The following is a 21080-nucleotide window of genomic DNA, read 5'->3' as shown; positions in this document are numbered from 1 at the left end:
GCCCGGAAGACAAACACCGTCCCAGTGAACGGATCCTTGCGCAGAACCGAAGACACCAACGCCGCCAACCCATCATGACCCTTCCTGAAGTCGATCGGCTGTGTCGAGACCAGAACCCGCACCCGGTTGGAGGGGAACATCATGGCGAAGGCCCGAGCGCGCGCACAATCTCGGCAATTCTGGTAGCTGTCGCGGCACCGTCCAGCCGGATTGTCACTTGGCCCAGAGCGATTTCGATTGATCCCAAAGGCTGCGCTTCTGGCTTGCCTGGTTGACCCGAACGCACCGGCAAAGAAGGCGCATTTCCCTCCGACAGCACGAGAGACGCAAAGCAGAAGCCGTCGTCCTCCATCGCCGGCAAAACCAACTTGCCGTCCCGAGCCCGACCACGCCATTCCGACAAATGGTTCGCCCGCAGCCCATAACGTGCCGCAACCGCGTTCACCGTTACGCCAGGCTTCAGGCTTTCTGCAACGATCTGCGCCTTGACCTCGTCAGGCCAGCGCTTCTGGCCATTGCCCCGTAAATCCACCCCATAGTCCCTGAGAAACTCCACCGTAGTCGCCATCGCGAAACTCCCGCCCCATGTCCAACAGGTGCGGAGTCGCAGGTTAATCGATCATGCAGAAGGTGGGGGCCCGAGAACGCTTACAGTTCTTCGAAGTGGCCAAGGCGTTCACGAATGACGATCCCCGTGGGCAAATCCCGTTCTTCAGCATCTCGGTGAGCCTGGCTGACAAACCGTTCCACCACGTTGGCCAATGCCCCGCCATCGGGTTTTGTCCGCGTCGAGAGGTTTCGGGCCATCTCGGCATACAGCCCGCGAGCTTGTCCGCCGGTCGCGTGAATGCGCCGATCTGGCGCTAAATCCGCGAACATCACGACCAGGCCTTTCTCCAGAGCCACGAGGCGGATCAGGTTCATGAAGAACGTCTTGCCCGATCCGTATTCCCCGATGATGAACCGGATCGCCGATCCGCCATCGGATATCCGGTCCATGTCCTTGACGAGCTCTTCAATCTCTCGGACGCGGCCAACCTGAATATGGCGTAAACCGAGCTTGGGCACGACCCCGGCCCGAAGCGCCTGTACGATTGCATCGCGTTCACGTGGTTTCAACTTAGACATCCCTGCCCTCCGCACTCATCTTTTCTCTTACCGCCTCCGCAATCTCCGGAGACACTTCATATCCATCATACTCGTCGAGAAGCGCTTCATCGTAGGTCTCAAAAGCCCATTCATTCACTGCTTCCAAAGCCCCGGACGCCATTAAGCCATGCGAGGCGCAGATCGTCTCGAACTCGGTCTCAGACCAATGCTCCCGAGTAACCAGTTCGAGAACAAGGGCGCCGTGTTTCGGGTCAAGCCCTGCCAGCTGGCTTTGGCTGGCAGGCCCGGAGGCACCACTTTCTTCCTCTTCAACATCGAAAATCTGACCGAGGACGGACGACACGCGCTCGGTGTCCGAACGGATTGCCGCGATCCGCGAAGCGTCGAGCTTCGGTCCGCTGGCTTTTTCAAGCGCGGGTATAGCTTCGCCCGGGCGACCCGGTTGCGAGGCACGAACGGTGCGTGGACCATCCGCAACTTCGCCAGCATGCAGGTCCGAGTAGGCCAGCGCAGGATCAAGGCCCAAGGCCTTGTAGATCTTCTCGATGCTTGCGACTTCGTCGGAGTGAATAATGCCATCGGCATGTGCTGCACCGACCAGCGCTGCCCGCATAGCGGCTTGGCTGTCTTGGCCCACCTCCTTCAATTTGCGCCGCAGACGCGTCATGTCCGGTGGCACGGCCAGGAACCATTCAAGGTTTGCACGCAGCCTGCGGCGTTCCTGATCGCTGAGGGCCGCGGCAGCAACTTGCTCTTCCAACGCCCTGCGTTCAGGCTCCGCGATGCGACCATCCGCATGAGCAACGAACGACCCAAGTGCCAATTCGATTAAGGCGCTTCGATAGCTGTCGGAAACGTCCTCCAGTCGCTCGATAGGCTCGCCCAGACGAAACAGCACAACAGGCTCTTCCGCCTTGGGCGACCGGAGCGCAAACCGAGGGTCGGGCGCCAGACCGAAACCGAGGCGCGCGAGCGCGTCGGCCGCTCCTGTCATTTGCCGTTTCCCGATCTTCTCGTCCGTTTCTCCCTCCAGACGTCCGATCACCTCTTCAAGCGGCACCAATCCCCCCCGATCGACGATATCGGCAGCCCAAGATTTCAAGCGGTTCATTTCCTCCGATGGGAAGGCATCCCACAGTTCAGAGGGCAATAAGGCATGCGCTTCCACGCTTCCGCGGCCATCAGGGTTTCGGCCCAGGAAGCGACTGAGCTTGTCGAGGTCGTTCATCACCTCGTCAGCCAACTCCTGGGCAATCTCGACCGGTTTGCGCAGACCGGAAATATCCGGGACCGGCTTGCCATCAACGGTTGGGTTGGCAGACCCCTGAAACTCGCTCGAGGCGGCCCTATAAGAAGCCGTGAGTGATTTCCGGGGTTTGGTTACTTTGAGCCCATCAGGGAAACGCCGATCAAACCGCATACGGAAAAGAGCGACGAACTCGTCACGGCATCGCGTCGCGGGAGTTCTCAGATTTGTTTCCGGATGGCAGATGAGCCAACTCAGCAACCAGTCAGCTGTCAGGTTCTCGCCTTTGTCGATCCGAGCTCCGATTGCGTATTTGAGTGAGAACGGAAGTTCCCAGCCCTGCTTCTCAAAAATCGGATCGATCGCGTCGAGGTCGGTTTCGGCAAGCATCGCTATGTCGAGGAACTCACCCAAATAGCGCCTGACGGAGTGGTTGTCAGGGTAAAGTGACTGCAGCCGCCGAACTTCCTGGACGATATCCTTTGCGTCTTCATTGGACTGATCAACGAAGAAGCGACGCTCTAGCCCGTAGAAGTACAGGAACATGTAGCCGGGGTTGTAGGAGGCATCGTTTCGCCCGCTGGCCAACCAGTCGAGGTAGGTCGCCCGGCACTGAGGTGAGATATCCGAGTACCCAGGCCAGTAGGGCATACCTTCTCCAGCTTTGTCGGGTCCAGAGCGCGCGACCGACAGGGACGGATCGATATAGGCTCGGCATTTGTCACGATACCCGTAGGTGTTCAGCAAGGGGGGCGTGCCGACATAGACCATCCCGCCGATGTTGCGGCCGGCCACGCTAGCTGTTTCGCTAGACGGGACCCACCCGCTTTTCGTTGGTCGGGGCGATACGCTCGATGCCATTCGCGAGGGCTGATTTCGTTCAGCGGCCGCGGCAAGTGCCGGCGCCGCAGACTTTCCAGCCCGAACGATTTCAGCGTAGTCCTGCTTTGGTGGAGAGTAGGCCTGCACGGCAGCCGGTGCTTGAGACGCATTGGCTTCGCGAGTTCGTTCGCGCTCACGCTCGATACGCTTGTCGTAGGCACTTGGGCGCGGCACCGGCTCAGGTCGGGGGGGGTGGGTTTCGGAACTCCCCTCAGCTTGCGCCTTTGCAGCGACTTTCCGCGATCTCCGTTTTTCTTGCCACCAGACCAGAATGACGGGAACACCAAATGCAAACAGCATCTGGCCACCAACCGGCCAACCCTGAAGCATTATGGTCACCACGACCATGCATAAGAAAAAATACAGGGCGAGAAAGAAAGTAATTCGGAAAAACTTGAGTATTGAAGACATTATCGGAACCCTCTCCGAACCACACTATTTTGGATGCCCATCATTGCAACGACTATCGCAATGATTGAATGCGCTTTTGATGCGTAGACGTTCTTCGGTCCGGTTCGATCAACGATCTAGCGCAGGTTCACTCCTTTCAGGTCGTCTGGTTTCAGCCGATAGCGGATTACGTTGCCTTCATGGAGCCCAGCGATCTGCTCACGAACGTAAGCGACAACATCCGCTCGATCAGCATCGGGCACGCCAGCAGCCAAAGCCATCTCATCAACCGCATCGTTTCGGAACTCCTTGAATTCGAGAACGCAACGCCGGACCGCAGCGCGAACGAATTCCCGATATGCAAGCGCAGCCTTTTCCGGGCTCTCCACCTCAGCGCGAAGAATTCGGTATTTCTCCGCAGACGCCAAGTACGCGTCCATGTAGACCTCACGCAGCAGCGCGACATTGTTCAATTCATAAACCCCGATGAGCCCATCGATATAGTCGCTGTCGTCCATCGTCGTGAACGACATCGGCGCAAGATCCGACTTTAGAAGTGGGATGTTCGAGGCCACGCGCGAAGTTCGCTTGTTAACGTCGGCAAAGGCCTGGAGGTACGGAATGTGCACCAAGAGGAAAAAGGACTGCTCGAACGGATCGGTGATCTGCGCAGCCTTGTGGAGCAGGATGTCGAACTCCTCTGCGATCGTGACCGCATCGTCTAGCGGTCGATAGCTCGAGTGCGAGATCCCGACCGGCATCGCTCGCAATCGGCCCGACATTGCCGGATCCGCCAGGAGTCCGTCTGAGAGCAGCGCATGAATCGCGAACAGATCGGGACGCCGAAGCCCTATCTCATCGAGATTGTCGACGACATACTGGATGGCTTCCTTATGGTTGAGGATCATCAGGGCTTCTTTTCGATCCTTTCCCGCAGCTTCTTCGCCAAACCTGATCAGTCGCTCGGTCTGCAGAATATCGTAGGTGTTGCCCTCCATCCTGGATGATGCCCAGCTAAGATCAACCAGAAGCTGTTCAAGGATCCGGCGCGCGTATGTTCCGGCAGGAATTGCGCCGCCCTGCGGACGGCCGGCCTCCAACAATCTTTCGCGGTCTGGTGCAGACAGGTACCAGGTCTTTTCTGGGACGTAGGCGTCGAGAAACTCCGGTCGATAGGATACCGGCGCTCGCCGGTTATATGGCGTCGACAAATGCGCCCGGACGACCGCGCCCCCGGCAATTCTGTATCCTGTCGCCCTGCCCTTGCCGGATACTTCGAGGCGCCCCTCATCCACCATGCGCTTCAAGAGACGCCATACGGTGGTTTCGCTCACATCCCTTGCAATGCCCTTCCGGATGGCATCGCGTCCAGCACCCGGGTTCTCACCGACAAAGTCGAGAATGTCTTGATCCGACAGGGCCATGAAACGATATCCTGCAAGCGTGAAACGATTAGGATATTGATACACCTACACTTTTCCCAGGCGCAAGTTTTCGTTGCGCGGATTTTGCAACGATTCAGGCGTCAGGAAGCAAAAGCCAACTTCGTCAAAAGCACGAAACGATTATCACCTTGAAATTGTGAATATTTCTGGCGCCCCACATGAATCGTTGCGCTGCAGATGAAACGATAACCAGAACGACCGAGTTTGCGCCAAGCATCGGCAACGGAGATCGGCAAGATTCGAAACCATGGTGAGGTAAAACAGTGCTCTCTCAGATCCTTAGCGCCCAACAAGATCGGCAACTCGCTATCCGAAATCGACTTGTGGTGCTTCGCCCACAACCCCGGCATCCACCAGCTGCTCCCGATCGGGAAGATCGCGGAGGCTATCCAACCCGAACGCGACAAGGAACTGCTCGGTCGTCACGAATGTATAGGGCGCCCCGCGCCGAGGCGACCTTGGCCCGGTCCCGATCAGGCCACGCGCATGCAGCCGCCCGATCAGCTCGCGGCTGATTTCCTTGCCGAAGATGTCTTTGAGGCCATCGCGGGTGATCGGCTGGTGATAGGCGACGGCCGCCAGGACCGCGATGTCGAATTCGCTCAGGTCCAGCAACTGATCCCCGACATCCGCAGCCGCGCGGATCGCGGGCGCATAGGCGGCTCGCGTCCGAAACATCCAGCCGCCGGCGACTTGGGCGATCTCGAACGCCCGCCCCTCCAGATCGGCGGCCAGATCCTCGACCAGCAGATCGACCGTGGCCCCCTGCCCCACCACTCGGGCCAGATCCTCGCGCGGGACCGGCGAGGCAGAGGCAAAGAGCACCGCCTCGATCCGCCGCATCCATTCGCGCCAGCGCAGCTCCGGCGGCAGGTCGGCGAGTTCGCGGTCAAGATCGAGGTCGGAACGATCCTTCGCCATCCCTACACCCCGTAGAGCCGGAACGTGTCGCGCCCGGTCAGCTCGCGGACCGCGCCAAGATCGACCAGCCGGTCGCAGAGCCGCCGCGCGGCGCGATCCGGCAAAGGTAAAGTCGACGGTGCGACAGCGTCGCGGGTCAGGAACATCTCGACGGCCTCGCCAGCGCCCTTGGCCCGAAGCTTCGGCGCGACGGCGTTCAGATGCGCCGCCCGCCGCGCGAGATCGGCGGCAAGGCGCACGGCCTCGACCGCCGCAAAGATGAGCGCCCGATGACAGGCCAAGCAAAGGTCATCGCCTTGCTTGCGCAGGTCGGCGCGCTTCAGGCCCGGGGCCAGCAGCGGCACGAGACGGTCCCAACCAAGCGCCTGCGCGAGGGCCGCATCCGCGAGGATCAGCCCTGCTACGTCTGCGTGCGGCGCCTCGCGCAGCACCGCCTCCAGCACCATTGCGGCACGGGTCACCGGCCCGCCTTTCCCCGCGTCGAGCCAGGTTGCGATCGGGCCCGGCTCGAGGGTCGGCAACGCCCGGCCCAGAGCTTTGATCGACATCGGCCGCTCCACCGCGCGCCGCCAGGCCAGGCAGGTTTCGCCGGCCGGTCCGGGCAGGTCGCCGGGGCACAGAAGGTGCACAACGTCACGCAGCTCCCCTGCCCGCTCGGGACGACCGGAAAACGCAACACAAGCCTCAGCCGCGCGCAGCGCCAGTCGCTCTCGCAACAAGGCTTGGGGGACTTCCTCGCGTCCCAACACAAAATGCAGGTGGTTCAGCGCCGCGCCCGACAAAAACGCCACATCTTCAAGGGTTTCGGCCCGCGCCGAGGTGACCCAGCCGGGTATCCTGGGTAAGGTGCCTAAGTCGCTGGCGTGATCCGGTCGGGCAAATGTCATGCCCAGAGCCTACACTTGTGCGGCGCTTTCTGCCAGAAAATAGCGCAAAAACCGCCGCGCCTTGTGGTTTACAGTCATGTCCAATAAGTTTGCCTTATCGGACACGTTGGAATAGGCTGCAAAACAGTCTCAAAATTAGCGTATTTTCGGGGAATGAATGGACTCAGACAACAAGAATTCGATGTCATCGCACTCTAGTAAGTCTGATGATGCTCAAGGCGACGAGAGAGGTCAAGACAGAAGCGATGGGATCGCCCTGCCCGCGTATGTGGCTGGCTCCGGCTCGCTCGATCGCCTGGTGGACACCGCCCGCGACTATGCGCGTGCCGCCGCCTCCGACAACACGCTGAAGGCCTACGCGAAAGATTGGGCGCATTTTGCACGCTGGTGCCGGATGAAGGGCACCGAGCCTCTGCCGCCTTCGCCAGATATGATCGGGCTTTATCTGGCGGATCTGGCCTCCGGGTCGGGCCCCTCCCCTGCGCTATCCGTCAGCACAATCGAACGCCGCCTTTCAGGTCTCGTCTGGAACTACGCGCAGCGCGGGTTCGCCCTTGATCGCAAGAACCGCCATATCGCCACGGTGTTGGCCGGGATCAAGCGCAAGCATGCGCGCCCGCCTGTGCAAAAAGAAGCGATCCTGGCCAAAGACATTCTCCTGATGGTAGCCACCCTGCCCTACGACCTGCGCGGGCTGCGGGATCGGACGATCCTGCTCTTGGGTTATGCTGGCGGCCTGCGCCGCTCGGAAATCGTCAGTCTTGATGTGCACAAGGACGACACGCCGGACTCTGGCGGCTGGATTGAGGTACTGGACAAGGGTGCCCTGCTCACCCTCAATGCCAAGACTGGCTGGCGGGAGGTCGAGATTGGCCGCGGGTCCAAGGATCAAACCTGCCCCGTGCATGCGCTCGAGCAATGGTTGCACTTCGCAAAGATCGACTTCGGTCCAGTCTTCGTCGGCACCTCGCGTGATGGCAAACGCGCATCCGAAGCGAGATTGAACGACAAACACGTTGCGCGGCTGATCAAGCGCACGGTCCTGGACGCGGGCATCCGATCTGACCTGCCCGAGAAAGACCGCCTGGCGCTGTTCTCCGGTCACAGTTTGCGCGCCGGTCTCGCCAGTTCGGCAGAGGTCGATGAACGCTACGTTCAGAAACAGCTGGGCCACGCTTCCGCCGAAATGACCCGCCGCTATCAGCGTCGCCGCGACCGGTTCCGGGTGAACCTGACGAAGGCAGCCGGGCTATAAGCTCCCAAGATGCCTGCCCGCTAGGGTTCACCTTTCCAAGCAGCGCGTTGGCGCCAAAGCTAAGGCAATGCGCCAGCAGGGCCAGATGGCTGCTCTCGCCGAAGAGCGTTACGTAATCCCAGAGTGTGTCATCCGGAGAACGTCTCATAGCTTTATGCAACCCCAGCGTCCAGGGAGCCGTCAACATCATGACCGACCGCTCCGTCATCTTGATCCTTCGGCGGGTCAGCTCCGATTGGCGTGACCACCCTACATGATGATAGTTCCAACATGGTAGCATCGGCATGACCGCAAGATTACAATCATCTCACACCCTACCTGTTCAGGATTAGCACCGTTCTGGACCGCGGTCTCTTCGCGGAGCTCATTCTCTGGGCGCAAATAGCGGCGATAGACAGCGAGTGCGCCGTAACGGTAAAATGTGTCGAACACCCCTGCCCGACCGACTTCCGACGGATCAAAGGTCAATGACCGGGTCTCGAACTTTTTCACCACGGCTCCCGGAGTGTCGATCTCGTCCGGCAATTCACCCTGACCCGCATTTTCTTCTTCCAGCGCCCGATAATCGACGCCCAGCATGGCATGAGTGGCACCTTCGTTATCCGTCATCGGCTCCGGATCGCCGGGCAGGGACCTTAGGTCGTGACTGTAGCTGTAGGGCAGGTCAAGTGCTACCTTGATCCACTTCCAACCCTCAATCGCACTGGTCTGAGTCTCGGCCTGGAGTTTTCGCGTCATCAGGCGATCGAGCAGCGCAGTGTCTTCGTTCCAACCGCCGTCATCGCCCTGAAAGAGGTCAGTCAGCATGTGCCAGAGCTGGAACTGCTCCTTGTTCCAGGATGAATTGATTACATCCCAGACCTGAACCTGACGCGCGTGACCCGAGTTTACAGTGAAAGCTATAGGCTGCTCCAGCATCACGCCGTCCTCGGCATAGACCGCGAGCAGGGCAGGGGTGACGCGGTGCATTTTTTCCGCAAGAGAACCATGCTCGGCGAGAAGCGCGGACTCCGTATCCCGCACGCTTAAACTCTGCAAGAGGGACTAGCGCGATGTCTTCGGCCAGGTTCTCGACGGATAGGCCTGTCCTACTGCGCCTTACGTTGGAGTGGTTCAGTATCAGCTTGTCGAAGGGGATATCCCGGGACGGGGATAGAGTGATTTTCCGGACTGTTTTCATCATCAGATTTACTCCAAGACGGCCGCCGGAAGTCACTCTTTCGATCTCATGGTGCTTCTTGACCGCGGTCAAGAAGCACGTGTGGGAGCAAGTTGTGTGCGTAGGATCCTTTCAAAATAGGCATCAGGGTGTTTGATCGTGTCTGCTCGTGCAATCAGATAGTCGAAAACGAGAAGCAGTTTTCCTGCGCCAGCTTTTTGGATTCCACGCTTCAGTTCATCCTGGCTTATTCTAAGCAATCGAGCGAGGTCATATAGAATGCGGGTAAGAGCTTCTCCTGAGCGAGGCGGTTCTGGGAAAAATCCCGTAACATGGGTGAAGTCTTCCCATGCCATTTGTGCTGGGTCTCGGTTCATCGTGGGTTTGGTTCGCGTAGTTTGTTCAGGGTATCGGACTGTTGAGACAGCAATCTTATTAATATCTTTTTTTATAGACTCTATGTGCCGGACATTTTGTCCGTTTGTGGCGGACAGATCGATGGAATGTGGTCCATGATGCTGGTGTTCGACAGCTTGTAAATTATCTTCGGTTTCATCTTTCGCTGCGGTATGGAGTTCACCGTAGCATGCGTCTGTATCGGCTCCGAGGGCTCTAAGTTCAGAGATAACGCTCAGGACTGCATCCATGGTTAATGTCGCTCGACGCAGGACATTTCTGATCATGTTGAGGGTAGAGACCTTTGCTTCATCGAAGCGTGTCTGTTGGACTAGCGATGCACGTAGGGCCAACGCCTCAGCCTTCAGTGAGCGCAGGCGCTCGCGTTCTTCGGTGAGCTGCAAGGCTTGCGTCGCGAGCGAGCCGTACCTCTGGATCAAGGGCTTCAAGTCGATGCCAAAGGCGTCTCTGATGACGCCTCCATACCGTAGCGGGAAGCGTTTGCCATTTGCTGAGTTCTTGCGTTCGATCAGTTCAGCAGCTGAGAGGCGTCCCAGGCTGCGTCGAAGTGTTCTCTCATCGAGTCCATTTGCGCGCTCTGACAGAGAAGCGTTCGATGGGAACACTACAGTGAGTGCAAGTCGCGGGCTGTCCTGAATCTCACGTTCTTTGCGGGGTAGGAAGCTAATGAGCGCAGTCAGAACGGCGAGGTCATTGGTTGTGAGGCCGAGCTCCTTCCTCAGTACGCGAACCGGGCCCAGAAGCTCATAGGGGTTAGGGCAGGGTAAAGATGTCCGTTCCGCCAGGGCGGTTGTTGCTTTAGTTGCATGTCTCATGGTGTTTCGGAAGAAAAAGCTTCCCCGTTCACCGCGAGCGGTGTTGAAATCGATTCGTTTTGGGGGTATCAATCAGGTGTCGAGACTGATTGAGGCCCTTCGGAAGCACCGCTTTCGGGGGGTCTTTCTTTTTCTAGCCGGTCCTCCTTTCGTTTTCTGCTCGTTGCTCTTGATGTCTTGACCGCGGTCAAGACACGGGGTCGTCACTCTGGCCCATCTTGACCGCGGTCAAGAAGCTCGGTGACCAACTTCCGGACTGCCTCCTCAACTCGCGGGGCAAGATCAGCGTCTACGTCGATGGTGATGCGGTTACCCTTTCGGCCGATCTTCACCCGCTCACTGGGATGTGCCTTCTGCGTCGACGGCTTGGTGGCTGTTAGCAAGGTAACCGCCGCTTCGAGACGGTCGGGGCCTGATAAGTTGCGAGGAATTTCGCTGGCAACTTCTCGGGCTCTCGCGACGTCTTTCTCGCACAGCCTGAAGAGCTTCTCCCAGACCCGCCGACCAACGCCGTGTGCAGGTCCGATAGCCTGGATCAGTTCTATCGGGATGCCCGTCGCGATACGGTTCATCCGCGAGACGAGCGATTCATCGATCTGAAGTGCCCGATAAGCGATTGTTTGAGCGTTCTTGCGCGTCTCGTCGGTTTTCCCAAGTTCTCGAATGATCCCGGCGACAAACAGGGCCCTTTCGATGAACGATGGGTCTTGGCGCGCATTATTCTCCACGCCTTGGGCAATGAGAGCTTCCTCGTCGGTCATCTCCATGACCGTGGCGCGTACCTTCTGACCAAGTTGGCGACAAGCGAGAAGCCGACGGCGTCCATAGACGATCTCATGCGCACCGTCCTGGGTTCGGCGAACTAGCACTGGAACCTTTTGACCGTGCTCGCGGATCGACGAGACAAGCTCATCCAGACCATCGCTTGGATCGATGCGGTCCATGACCGCGGACATCCGTATGGCGGTCGGGTCGATCAGCCGCGTGGCGTGTTTATCCTCTTCGAGCACGGATGATTGTGCGCGAGCTACAGTCGGGCTCGTGCGCTTCACATCCAGATCCTCGTCCGAAAGCGGAGTTTTGCCCATCGCGTTCTTGAGTGAGTCTCCGAAGACCTTACGCGCCATGGCTACGCCCCCATGCCTTCAGGATTTCGCGTTCGACTTCGTCGGTCACGCGCGAAACAGACTCGATCGCGCGCTCGTAAGTTCTGCGGTTCACGTCGCGAGGTTCGACCTCGAAGATGCTCTGCTGGGTGTTCGCAGCGTCACCTACGGCTGTTGATTTCAGGAACTCGGCAGATAGCACGGCATCCCCGAGGACTGTCCGAAGCAGAGACGAAATCTGCACCTGCGGACCATCCGTATTCTCGTAGCGGGTGATCAGAACGCGCACGAAGTTCAGTCCATGTTCTGGGGCGTGTGCCTCGACGACGCCCATTAGGTTGCTCGCCATGCCCAGAAAACTCGACAGCGACATGACATCGAGCATCGACGCGTTGAGCGGGATCAGGACCCCGGTCGATGCAAAGAGGGCAGAGATCACCGAGAAGTTCAGCTGCGGTGGGGTGTCAAATATCACCACATCATATCGGTTGAGGACGGGCTCAAGCGCTTCCCGGATGCGGCTATGGAACGTGGTGGCGCCGTGTCTGAAGCTCAAGGCGACCTCGAACTCGTACTCCATGATGTCCATAGATGCCGGGATCAGATCCACGGTCGGGAAGTTCGTTTTGCGAATGATCTCTGCTGCGGGCAATGGATCGTCGGATCGGATAAGATCGTATGAAGTCGGCATATCCGGATCGAGCTCGGGAGTAACCCCGAACAGGTTTGTCAGACTTGCCTGGCTGTCGAGGTCGATCAGCAAGACCCGGTAGCCGCGCAGACCCAGTAGTTGACCTACATGGGCAACAGATGACGTCTTGGCGGAGCCACCCTTCAGGTTGAAGATCGTCAAGATCTGACAAGCCTCTCCAGGTCTTCTGTGCGGGTGTTCTTCTGGCTTGATCCTTCCGGTCTCCAGAAGTACGCGTTGTGCCTCGACCATCTCCTCTGCAGAAAAGCTACGGCGGTTGCCGCCCTCCAGGACACCTTCGGGAAAGCCTTCGAGGTTTGACACATGATGGCGAAAGGTATTCTGATTGATGCGAAGCAGTTCAGCCGCTTCCCGCATGGCGAAGCGGCGAAGCCCTTTCTGAGCGTCCGGTGGAAAGGTTTCCTGCGCATGTTCACGCAACCGACTACCAAGCCGCTTCGACATGACTTCAAATCTCTGGGAGGCCCGTATCCCGTTCATTACTGCCCTCAAGTCTTTATTGTTTTGCAGAGCTTAACAGATATGGTGGATAAATCCAGACCAAACCGTTGAGCGGCCCAGTGGTGTTGAAGGCACCTATTTCTGGCGACGGTAAACTGTTAAAAATCAGCGTCTTGGGCGACTGTGCTCTCACTCTACTTCAACAGTTCGTTGTCCGCTATGAAATGACCACAAGATGTATTGTGAGTGCGTACAGAAATCGGCCGACAGAATCGGAGGGCGATTCTCGGGGAGCTTAGTCGAGCAACCCCAGCTTCTCGGCCCGCTCCAACAGCATCTTGACCGATGACGGCTGCCAGCTTGTGCGTCCACGGGGCGTGCGTTCGCGCATCACCTCCAGCCGATCACAGATAGCCCGAAGCGTGATGTCGGGATCTGAGCCCTTGATGCCTGCGACAATGGCTGGCAGTCGGCCGTCCGGTACGTTCAAGCACGGTCTCTGCCAAGAAGCCGTCGCGGACATAGACGTTTACGGTGCGCAACAAGGGCGCTTATCTTCCGACGGGTGTGGTCCATTTCACGGTTTGATCGAACCGGGGCCTAAGCCCCGATCCTCTTGATGCGGATCCCGAGCTTGCGGGCCTTGTCAACGATGTTCTCGGTGATGCCCGAGCCGGGGGTGGCGATCAGACCCTGTGGCATGGTCTCGAGCATCTTGTCGTTGCGCTTGAAGGGAGCCGCCTTGCCGTGGCTCTTCCAGTCGGGTTTGAAGACCACCTGGGTGACGCCTCGGGAATCTGCCCAGCGGGCAGCGATCATCTCGGCACCTTTGGGCGTGCCGCCGTGCAGGAGCACCATGTCGGGGTATTTGGCGTGCGTGGCGTCGAGGACGGACCAGATCAGATCGTAGGCGTGATAATCCCCGCCCGAGAAGGCGATCCGCGTGCCTTCGGGGCAGTGCACCTCGGTCTCCTTGCGGCGCTTGGCCGAAAGATAGGCCCGGCTGTCCACCACGGCGGAGGTGAGACCGCGATGCGAGACCTTGGATCCGGTGCGGGGCAGCCAGGGCGAGCCGGTGGCGGCCGAGAAGTGGTCCACGGCCAGATCGCGCATCTGCTCGAAGGCGTCGCGATGGTCCCAGAGTTTGAGCCCGATCATCTGGAGGCGCTCGAGTTCGACCGAGGCGACCTCGGAGCCGTCCTGAATGGCCAGACTTTCCCGGACCTCGAATTCGTTGTCATCGAGAAGCTTCTGGATATGGGTGAGCCGGCGATGGAAGATCGAGGTCAGGGACCAGAGCATCTCTTCGAGATTGTCTTCCAACTGGCTGCCGGTGAGAAGGCCGATGCTGGTGTCAAAGAGCGTCGCCATGGCGAGCTCGACCTCGTCTGGCTGGGGCAGGGGGCGATGATCGGTCTCGCCGGGACCCGGTGTTGCGCCATGAAGTGCGAGGTGGTCGAGGATGGCGGAGGTTACGCCGGTGTCCTCGGGGATGTCTGTCTGATGGGGCATTGTCTGGTTCCTCTGTTTGATCTGACCCGATTTGGATGGGGCGATATCAGGACCGGCGGCGACCGGGCCGCATCCGTCAGGATCGGAGCAAAGCGGAGAATGCGCCGCGGGCCGGAAAATTGTTCCCGCGAGGAATGGGCCGACGCGACCACGCGGAGGAGCAGGGGAATTTTCTGGTTCGGGGGGCATTGCTGCCCGGGCGAGGGGCCCCTCTTTCAGCTTTCTTGGGCCCCGACCCGCCGGTCCATCGCTCCCTTTATCCAAACGGGATCAGATTGAACCAGTGGAACCTTTGCCCTCTCGGACATCCCCGGGGAGGTTGGCGGTCACCCGTCCTCGATCTCTAGACATTGTGCTTTCATGGCCCCTAACAGGGACCGGCGCAGCGCATCTCTGCCAAATGCCCGCAAATCGTCGTTGAAATCACCCATGTCTGGCACAAGATCACCACAGGTTATTCCTAATGATTCCAATTTGTTACGCAGTCTCATGGATGCGTTGCGTCCAGCTTCGTCATTGTCCCGCGCGATCCAGATACGCCTGATGCCCGGCGGCGGGATGAAGAGACCGAGATGGGTGGCGGTGAGACAGGAGGCGAGGTCGAACTCAGAGAGAGCCGTTCCGACCGAGAGAGTATTCTCGAGCCCTTCGCCGACGATGAGATCGCTACGAGAGGTACCGGACCAGAAGCGGATGGCATGGCCGTGCAGCTGTCCAAGGATCCGCTTCGGGCTCTCGATGGCGACCAAACCGCCGGTGGACGGGTCGAGATAGGTGCGCGCGCATCCGGTGATCTGGCCACGATTGTCGGTGATCTTTGCGAGCAGGGCAGGGGCCCTTTGCGGCGGATCGGCGTCGTCCGTGCCGCGCCGCAGGAAGACCCGCGGGTGATAGCGGAGGGCCGGGCCGAGCCGTGTGATCCCGCGCCCCTGTAGATAGGTGGCGGCCAAGTTGCCAAGAACCGGCTTGCCTGCGGCAAAGAGCTTCCGCGCCCGCGCGGTGCGTTTGCCGGAGGTTGCATCCGGGCGCTCAACTTTTCGAGCGTCACGAGACTCGGCAGGGCAGGGGGCCTCTCCAAGGAAGGACCGGGCCTCCCTCAGCGTTTCCTTAAGCGTGACCGACCCAAGCCGCTCCTGCAGCAGGTCGATCAGATCGCCATATTCACCCGTCGCGTAATCGGTCCAGGACCCGGCCTTGCGCCCGCCTTCCGCCTGTAGTCGGATTGCGAGACTCTGGCCCTTTGCGCCAGAGGTGTCGCCAATCTGCCAGTAGTTGCCTTGTTTCCGCCCCTCGGGGAAATACTGGCGGCAGAAACTCTCGGCCCGGTCTGCCAGATCGGCCGAGAGGTCTGCGATACTGCGCCGCGCGTTCATGCGGCTGCATTCGCAGCGCTGGCGCCAACTGGATGCGCGGCAAGGACCCGTGCCAGCACCTCGGTGCCATCCACCGGGATGAACACCCGCGTCTTCCACTGGATCACTTCGGTGAAACAGCCCGAGGCCTTCAGTGCGGGCAGGGCCGCGCCCCATACGCCGATCAGTTCAAGCCTCGGCTGTCCCATGACCAGCGACCGGCGCAACTGGTAGCCGCCGAGCAGGCGGAGGCTCGTCTTCGCATTCATCACCGCAGCGAAGACCTCTTGAGGCGACATCTCGATCTGACAATCGAGACCAAGGCGCGCGTAGACATTGAGAAGCTGTTCGTGGCTGACCAAGCGACCGATGGCGCGCTCCCCATCCTGTGTCTGAAGGCGGTAGATGCGCATATTGTCGGCGGGCAGCCGGTCCCAGATCGGCAGGAGGAGGCCGCAGATCAGCGTGATCTTCGATGTAGTGAACTCCGGCACCGCATCGACCTCGGCCTGCCAGAGGTGTTCAAACATCGCATCATCGATCTCTTCCCAGTGCGACTTCGAGAACTCGGCCAGAGCAAGGATCTCGGTTGCCATGGGTCGTAGGAGTTTCACCCGCAGGATCGGCACGCCATCCTCGTCCATGAAGGCCGGCGCCTTCACCATCAGGGCCGCGCGTTTGGAGGTCTTGTTCCAGCAGAGCGTCGCACCCTTCGTATCGGAGCAGATCGCTTTGACGCGGGGCAGGGTGAGCGGATCGTTGCGGTCCGTGCGCTCGACGGTCAGGGCGGTGGCCATCGCCCCCGTCGCCTCATGCTCGAAGATGACTTTGCGGTCTACGATCACGAACTTCTCGGCGCGCAGGGTCTCTAGCCCGACGTCCAGAGTGCCGGCCTGGCGTGCGTCCTCGATGATTGCCGAAAGGAACCCGCCAAAGGCCTCGAAAATCGCGTCCTGCATGTCGATGCGGAGCGCGAGACAGCGGTTCAGGAACTGCTGGATCGGCGGCAGGTTTTCTTTCATGGTGCCATCCGTCTCATCGAGCGTCAGCCCGGTCATTTCCTGGAACTTCGCGTAAGAACAGGCGTCGATCCTGCCCGCCCGCAGCTTGTAGAAGAACTGCCGCAGCGCAGCGCGCGCATAGGCGCTCTCGAGGTTGTCCTCGGCGCGGAACATGTTCTGTCCGCCGGTCTCGCGTTGCCCCTTGGTGATCGCCCCCAGCGTATCGAGGCGGCGCGCGATAGTGGAGAGAAACCGCTTCTCGCCTTTCACATTGGTCGCGACGGGTCGAAAGAGCGGCGGCTGCGCCTGATTGGTGCGGTTGGTGCGCCCGAGCCCCTGGATCGCATTGTCGGCCTTCCAGCCCGGCTCCAGCAGGTAATGCACCCGGAGGCGCTGGTTCCTGGCTCCAAGATCGGCGTGATAGCTGCGACCGGTGCCGCCTGCATCAGAGAAGATCAAGATCCGCTTGGCGTCATCCATGAAGGCCTGCGTCTCACCAAGGTTGGAGGAGGAGGGGCGGTTCTCGACCTTGAGCTGCCCTTCGCGCGTCTTCACGATGCGCCGCTTGCGCCCCGTGACCTCCGCCACCGCATTGCCCCCGAAATGCCAGAGGATCTGGTCGAGCGCGCCCTGCACCGGGGCGAGGGCCCCAAGATGCTCGACAAGATCATCCCGCCGCCGCTCCGCCTCACGGCAGATAATCGGATTGCCATCACCATCGAGGGCAGGGCGCGACCGCAGATCGCCATTCTCGTCGGTGTAGGGCTCAAAGAGCTGCGTCGGGAAGCTGTGCATCAGATAGTCCATGATGTTCTCACGCGGTGTAAAATCGACCTGCAGGTCGTCCCATTCCGAGGGCGGGATCTCTTCGAGTCGTCGTTCCATCACCGCCTCGCTAGTCGAGACCACCTGGATCACGGCCGCATGACGCGCCGCCAGATCCGCCTCGATGGTGCGGATCAACGAGGGGCATTTCATGGCGGTGATGAGATGATTGAAGAAGCGCTGCTTGTTGCTCTCAAACGCCGAGCGCGCGGCGGATTTTGCCTGAGGGTTCAAGGTGCCGGTCTCGGACGAGATGCCAGACGCTTGAAGGGCTGCCTCGAGGTTGGTGTGGATGATCTGATAGGCATCGGCGTAGCTGTCATAGATCGCGATCTGAGCGGGGGACAGCTCATGGACCAGCATCTCGTATTCAACCCCGGCATAGGAGAGAGACCGCGCCAGATAGAGCCCGAGCGCCTTCAGGTCGCGCGAGATCATCTCCATGGCGGCAATGCCCCCAGCCTCCATCGCGGAGACGAACTCTGCCCGCGTCACGAAGGGGAAATCGCCAGTGCCCCAGAGACCGAGGCGCGACGCGTAGGCGAGATTGCCGACGACCGTCGCGCCGGTGGCTGAGACATAGACGATGCGCGCATCTGGCACGGCGTTCTGCAGCGCGAGTCCGGCAAGACCTTGTTGGGAGGCCTTCTTGTCGCCGCGATCAGACTTTTCGCCGGCGGCGTTCGCCATGGCGTGGCTTTCATCAAAAGCGATGACACCATCGAACCCTTCCCCGAGCCAGGACGTCACCTGGTCGAGACGGGAAGCTTTCCCCTCGCGCTCAGTGGAGCGCAGCGTGGCATAGGTGACGAAAAGGATGCCCTCGGGCAGGCGGATGTCGCTTCCCTGACGGAATTTCGAGAGCGGCACGATATCGCTTTCGCGGCCACCGAGCGCCATCCAGTCGCGCCGGGCATCTTCGATAAGCTTGTCGCTCTTGGAGACCCAGACCGCCCGGCGACGCCCCTTCAGCCAGTTGTCGAGGATGATGCCCGCGACCTGCCGCCCCTTTCCGCAGCCGGTGCCATCACCCAGGAACCAGCCCTTGCGCAGGCGAAAAGCGCTTTCGTCGCCCTCTACCGCTGCCATCAGCTGGCCTTCGATCTCGCCGCGCTTGAACCAGCCCTTAAGATGCGTCTCGTGGGCATTGCCCGCGTAGATGACACTTTCGAGCTGCGGCGCGGAAAGGAGGCCGTCCGCGACGAGGGTCTTCGGCAGGAGCGGGCGGTAGCTTGGCACGGGTGGCGGGACCGAGGCCATGGCGGCGGATTGTACCAGCGCTGTCGGATGCACCGCCGCGCCGTGGATCTGGATCGCCTGAAGGTCATAGGCCTCGTAGACTGTGTCCTGGAGCGCACCGTCGGGTTCGCTCCAGGCCTTTGGCAGATAGTCGAGCAGGGCCGTCCCAATGTCATCGAAGGGATGTCTGGCGCGTTCCTCGGCGAGGGCGCGGGTTTCCTGGCGGGCGGCGTTGCGCAGGGCGTGCAGGTTGGTGCGGCTCGGCTGAGACGGGACCGACAGCGCCGATGTGGTGGGACAGGGTGGGGGGCTGCGGCGCTCCGGGCAATGGGTCAGAACTGACGCAAGGAGAGCGCCCGTGGTCGCGCAGATCGGATGATAGGCGGCCTCTATGTCGACCGGCGCGGTCGCTTCAGCGCCAGCCGCGCGCTTGTCGATCACGGTAAGCCGCGTGTCGATCGTGGTGCCATGCCGCGTGAAGACCTTGCCGTCGATCGCGGCAGAAAACACCACCTTGGCGCTCTGGTTGATCCGCTGAAACGTCGACTGGAAGGATTTCGTGGAGGGGCGGAAGCTCTCGCCCGTGATGACAACAAGCCGCCCACCCGGCGCGAGGCGTGCCAGGGCGGACAGGACATGCTGGCTGGTGGCTTGCCGGAACCGGCCTTTGACATGGTTGGCCGCGGAGAAAGGCGGGTTCATCACGATGACCGAGGGCGTGATCGACCGATCCAGCCGGTCGTCGATCGAGGCGGCATCGTGATCCGAGACTGCGGCGTCGGGGAACAGCTGTCCCAGCAAGGCGCGGCGTGTCTCTGCGAGTTCATTCAGCGCCAGGCGGGTGCCGGCGACCCGTGCGAATATCGCGAGCATCCCGGTACCGGCCGAGGGCTCGAGCACCAGGTCGTCGCCCCGAACCCCCGCCGCCTGCGCAACAATGGCCGCGAGAGGCAAAGGCGTTGAGAATTGTTGCAAACGCACGCTGTCCTCAGAGCGCCGCGTGTGGGAGGGGACCAGACCGGCAAGACGTTCGATCATGGTGAGGAAGGCTTGCGGCGAGGTTGCCTGCCGCTGCATCAGCGCACCGTAGCGCGAGAGCATCAGGATCTGGGCGACCTCGGCAGCCTCATAGGCGTCCTTCCAGACCCACGCACCGCTCGTGTCGCTGGCGCCAAAGGCATCCTCCATCGCGGCACGAAGGGCGACGGCGTCGATGGGTTTGCCCGCTTCGAACTGCGGCACGAGGGTTCTCGCAGCCTGGATCAGGTCTTGGGCGAAGCGCGAGGTTTCTGGCAGGGTAGGGGCCTCGGCCTCAGGCACAAGCGGGACGGAATAGGGGTGAGCGTTCATCGGCAATCTCCGGGGTTGAGGGTTGGCCCCAAGCCCCGCGCGCACTCTCTCACCCGGGAGGGGTCAACCCTCCCGCCCTGCCTCTCGCTCTTTTCGGTCAGATCCTAACCGCGACCACAGAGAATATGATTGCAGCCAAATTCTCAGTAAGCGTTCTCGGGCCCCCACCTTCTGCATGATCGATTAACCTGCGACTCCGCACCTGTTGGACATGGGGCGGGAGTTTCGCGATGGCGACTACGGTGGAGTTTCTCAGGGACTATGGGGTGGATTTACGGGGCAATGGCCAGAAGCGCTGGCCTGACGAGGTCAAGGCGCAGATCGTTGCAGAAAGCCTGAAGCCTGGCGTAACGGTGAACGCGGTTGCGGCACGTTATGGGCTGCGGGCGAACCATTTGTCGGAATGGCGTGGTCGGGCTCGGGACGGCAAGTTGGTTTTGCCGGCGATGGAGGACGACGGCTTCTGCTTTGCGTCTCTCGTGCTGTCGGAGGGAAATGCGCCTTCTTTGCCGGTGCGTTCGGGTCAACCAGGCAAGCCAGAAGCGCAGCCTTTGGGATCAATCGAAATCGCTCTTGGCCAAGTGACAATCCGGCTGGACGGTGCCGCGACAGCTACCAGAATTGCCGAGATTGTGCGCGCGCTCGGGCCTTCGCCATGATGTTCCCCTCCAACCGGGTGCGGGTTCTGGTCTCGACACAGCCGATCGACTTCAGGAAGGGTCATGATGGGTTGGCGGCGTTGGTGTCTTCGGTTCTGCGCAAGGATCCGTTCACTGGGACGGTGTTTGTCTTCCGGGCGCGCCGGGCGGACAGGCTGAAGCTTTTGTATTGGGATGGCACGGGTCTGGTGATGGCCTACAAACGGCTGGAGGATATGACCTTCATCTGGCCCGCGATCAAAGACGGGATAATGGCACTGAACCATGCCCAGTTCGAGGCACTGTTTGCCGGTCTCGACTGGCGTAAAGTCAGGGCTCTGGAGACGCGCCCACCGGCTGCGGCAGAGTGACTCAAC

At 60.4% G+C, this 21080-nt stretch carries 17 protein-coding genes and 1 pseudogene; 3 read left to right on the top strand and 15 right to left on the bottom strand.

Features of this window, described 5'->3' with window-relative positions; translation table 11 throughout:
* From tnpB (AKU79_RS20010) to AKU79_RS10900, 7 genes are all read right to left on the bottom strand, one after another.
* Positions 1-140 (bottom strand): IS66 family insertion sequence element accessory protein TnpB (tnpB, locus tag AKU79_RS20010; protein WP_408002841.1); only part of this gene is annotated, 140 nt, incomplete at its 3' end.
* A complete protein-coding gene (gene tnpA / locus AKU79_RS10925; RefSeq protein WP_050521797.1) occupies positions 140-568 on the bottom strand; it encodes an IS66-like element accessory protein TnpA in 429 nt (142 codons plus the stop codon). The genes tnpA (AKU79_RS10925) and tnpB (AKU79_RS20010), both read right to left, overlap by 1 nt.
* An 80-nt stretch (positions 569-648) precedes the next feature.
* On the bottom strand, positions 649-1128 hold the full coding sequence (locus AKU79_RS10920) for a BREX system ATP-binding domain-containing protein (protein ID WP_231580151.1): 480 nt from the start codon (positions 1126-1128) through the stop codon (positions 649-651).
* On the bottom strand, positions 1121-3649 hold the full coding sequence (locus tag AKU79_RS10915) for a tellurite resistance TerB family protein (RefSeq protein ID WP_156209668.1): 2529 nt from the start codon (positions 3647-3649) through the stop codon (positions 1121-1123). Before AKU79_RS10915 ends, AKU79_RS10920 begins: the two co-directional genes overlap by 8 nt.
* Before the next feature lie 116 nt (positions 3650-3765).
* Entirely contained in the window at positions 3766-5052 is a 1287-nt protein-coding gene (locus AKU79_RS10910) for a Fic family protein (protein ID WP_050523638.1), read from the bottom strand.
* A 327-nt stretch (positions 5053-5379) separates the two neighbouring features.
* Positions 5380-5994 (bottom strand): SMC-Scp complex subunit ScpB, encoded by a 615-nt coding sequence (gene scpB, locus AKU79_RS10905; protein WP_050523637.1) that lies wholly within the window; start codon positions 5992-5994, stop codon positions 5380-5382.
* A gap of 2 nt (positions 5995-5996) precedes the next feature.
* Positions 5997-6881: a DUF1403 family protein gene (locus tag AKU79_RS10900; protein WP_050523636.1), complete on the bottom strand. Its 885-nt coding sequence runs from the start codon at positions 6879-6881 to the stop codon at positions 5997-5999.
* A gap of 157 nt (positions 6882-7038) precedes the next feature.
* Here AKU79_RS10900 and AKU79_RS10895 point away from each other — a divergent pair, with 157 nt between their 5' ends.
* Complete coding sequence (locus AKU79_RS10895) at positions 7039-8136, top strand: tyrosine-type recombinase/integrase (protein WP_050523635.1); 1098 nt, start codon at positions 7039-7041, stop codon at positions 8134-8136.
* Positions 8137-8385: 249 nt separating this feature from the next.
* Here the strand turns inward: AKU79_RS10895 and AKU79_RS10890 are convergent, their stop codons facing one another.
* The 8 genes and pseudogenes from AKU79_RS10890 to AKU79_RS10855 all read right to left on the bottom strand — a co-directional run bounded on the left by AKU79_RS10890 (position 8386) and on the right by AKU79_RS10855 (position 20065).
* On the bottom strand, positions 8386-9105 hold the full coding sequence (locus AKU79_RS10890; RefSeq protein ID WP_050523634.1) for a hypothetical protein: 720 nt from the start codon (positions 9103-9105) through the stop codon (positions 8386-8388).
* 279 nt (positions 9106-9384) lie between these two features.
* Complete coding sequence (locus AKU79_RS10885; protein ID WP_050523633.1) at positions 9385-10527, bottom strand: helix-turn-helix domain-containing protein; 1143 nt, start codon at positions 10525-10527, stop codon at positions 9385-9387.
* A 203-nt stretch (positions 10528-10730) separates the two neighbouring features.
* Positions 10731-11654: a plasmid partitioning protein RepB gene (gene repB, locus AKU79_RS10880; RefSeq protein ID WP_050523632.1), complete on the bottom strand. Its 924-nt coding sequence runs from the start codon at positions 11652-11654 to the stop codon at positions 10731-10733.
* Positions 11644-12789: a plasmid partitioning protein RepA gene (gene repA / locus AKU79_RS10875; RefSeq protein WP_175545368.1), complete on the bottom strand. Its 1146-nt coding sequence runs from the start codon at positions 12787-12789 to the stop codon at positions 11644-11646. Before repA ends, repB begins: the two co-directional genes overlap by 11 nt.
* Before the next feature lie 292 nt (positions 12790-13081).
* A pseudogene (locus tag AKU79_RS10870) lies at positions 13082-13331 on the bottom strand (recombinase family protein); the annotation flags it as partial.
* Positions 13332-13386: 55 nt separating this feature from the next.
* Positions 13387-14298 carry a DUF2493 domain-containing protein gene (locus AKU79_RS10865; protein ID WP_050523629.1) on the bottom strand — a complete coding sequence of 304 codons (912 nt, stop codon included), beginning with the start codon at positions 14296-14298 and terminating at the stop codon, positions 13387-13389.
* A gap of 326 nt (positions 14299-14624) precedes the next feature.
* A complete protein-coding gene (locus AKU79_RS10860) occupies positions 14625-15671 on the bottom strand; it encodes a DUF7146 domain-containing protein (RefSeq protein WP_050523628.1) in 1047 nt (348 codons plus the stop codon).
* Complete coding sequence (locus tag AKU79_RS10855; protein ID WP_050523627.1) at positions 15668-20065, bottom strand: strawberry notch-like NTP hydrolase domain-containing protein; 4398 nt, start codon at positions 20063-20065, stop codon at positions 15668-15670. The genes AKU79_RS10860 and AKU79_RS10855 overlap by 4 nt, the downstream gene beginning before the upstream one ends.
* A 230-nt stretch (positions 20066-20295) precedes the next feature.
* Between AKU79_RS10855 and tnpA (AKU79_RS10850) the strand changes: the two genes are divergently transcribed.
* Together tnpA (AKU79_RS10850) and tnpB (AKU79_RS10845) are read left to right on the top strand one after the other, a co-directional pair.
* Positions 20296-20724 (top strand): IS66-like element accessory protein TnpA, encoded by a 429-nt coding sequence (gene tnpA / locus AKU79_RS10850; protein ID WP_050521797.1) that lies wholly within the window; start codon positions 20296-20298, stop codon positions 20722-20724.
* Entirely contained in the window at positions 20721-21074 is a 354-nt protein-coding gene (gene tnpB / locus AKU79_RS10845; protein ID WP_050523626.1) for an IS66 family insertion sequence element accessory protein TnpB, read from the top strand. The genes tnpA (AKU79_RS10850) and tnpB (AKU79_RS10845) overlap by 4 nt, the downstream gene beginning before the upstream one ends.
* The last annotated feature ends 6 nt before the right edge of the window (positions 21075-21080 follow it).

Origin of the sequence: Pseudorhodobacter wandonensis, from assembly GCF_001202035.1 — a bacterium.
Lineage (GTDB): Bacteria > Pseudomonadota > Alphaproteobacteria > Rhodobacterales > Rhodobacteraceae > Pseudorhodobacter > Pseudorhodobacter wandonensis.
The sequence above is the reverse complement of the archived record's forward strand: the minus strand, read 5'-3'. Positions and strand labels throughout refer to the sequence as shown.

Bases quoted from the DNA above. Each gene is read 5' to 3' on its own strand.
- AKU79_RS10860 (WP_050523628.1), bottom strand. From the start codon at position 15,671: ATGAACGCGCGGCGCAGTATCGCAGACCTCTCGGCCGATCTGGCAGAC.
- scpB (WP_050523637.1), bottom strand. From the start codon at position 5,994: ATGGCGAAGGATCGTTCCGACCTCGATCTTGACCGCGAACTCGCCGAC.
- AKU79_RS10885 (WP_050523633.1), bottom strand. From the start codon at position 10,527: ATGAGACATGCAACTAAAGCAACAACCGCCCTGGCGGAACGGACATCT.
- AKU79_RS10900 (WP_050523636.1), bottom strand. From the start codon at position 6,881: ATGACATTTGCCCGACCGGATCACGCCAGCGACTTAGGCACCTTACCC.
- AKU79_RS10855 (WP_050523627.1), bottom strand. From the start codon at position 20,065: ATGAACGCTCACCCCTATTCCGTCCCGCTTGTGCCTGAGGCCGAGGCC.
- tnpB (WP_050523626.1), top strand. From the start codon at position 20,721: ATGATGTTCCCCTCCAACCGGGTGCGGGTTCTGGTCTCGACACAGCCG.
- repA (WP_175545368.1), bottom strand. From the start codon at position 12,789: ATGTCGAAGCGGCTTGGTAGTCGGTTGCGTGAACATGCGCAGGAAACC.
- AKU79_RS10895 (WP_050523635.1), top strand. From the start codon at position 7,039: ATGGACTCAGACAACAAGAATTCGATGTCATCGCACTCTAGTAAGTCT.
- AKU79_RS10865 (WP_050523629.1), bottom strand. From the start codon at position 14,298: ATGCCCCATCAGACAGACATCCCCGAGGACACCGGCGTAACCTCCGCC.
- tnpA (WP_050521797.1), bottom strand. From the start codon at position 568: ATGGCGACTACGGTGGAGTTTCTCAGGGACTATGGGGTGGATTTACGG.
- AKU79_RS10920 (WP_231580151.1), bottom strand. From the start codon at position 1,128: ATGTCTAAGTTGAAACCACGTGAACGCGATGCAATCGTACAGGCGCTT.
- AKU79_RS10915 (WP_156209668.1), bottom strand. From the start codon at position 3,649: ATGTCTTCAATACTCAAGTTTTTCCGAATTACTTTCTTTCTCGCCCTG.
- AKU79_RS10890 (WP_050523634.1), bottom strand. From the start codon at position 9,105: ATGCACCGCGTCACCCCTGCCCTGCTCGCGGTCTATGCCGAGGACGGC.
- repB (WP_050523632.1), bottom strand. From the start codon at position 11,654: ATGGCGCGTAAGGTCTTCGGAGACTCACTCAAGAACGCGATGGGCAAA.
- AKU79_RS10910 (WP_050523638.1), bottom strand. From the start codon at position 5,052: ATGGCCCTGTCGGATCAAGACATTCTCGACTTTGTCGGTGAGAACCCG.
- tnpA (WP_050521797.1), top strand. From the start codon at position 20,296: ATGGCGACTACGGTGGAGTTTCTCAGGGACTATGGGGTGGATTTACGG.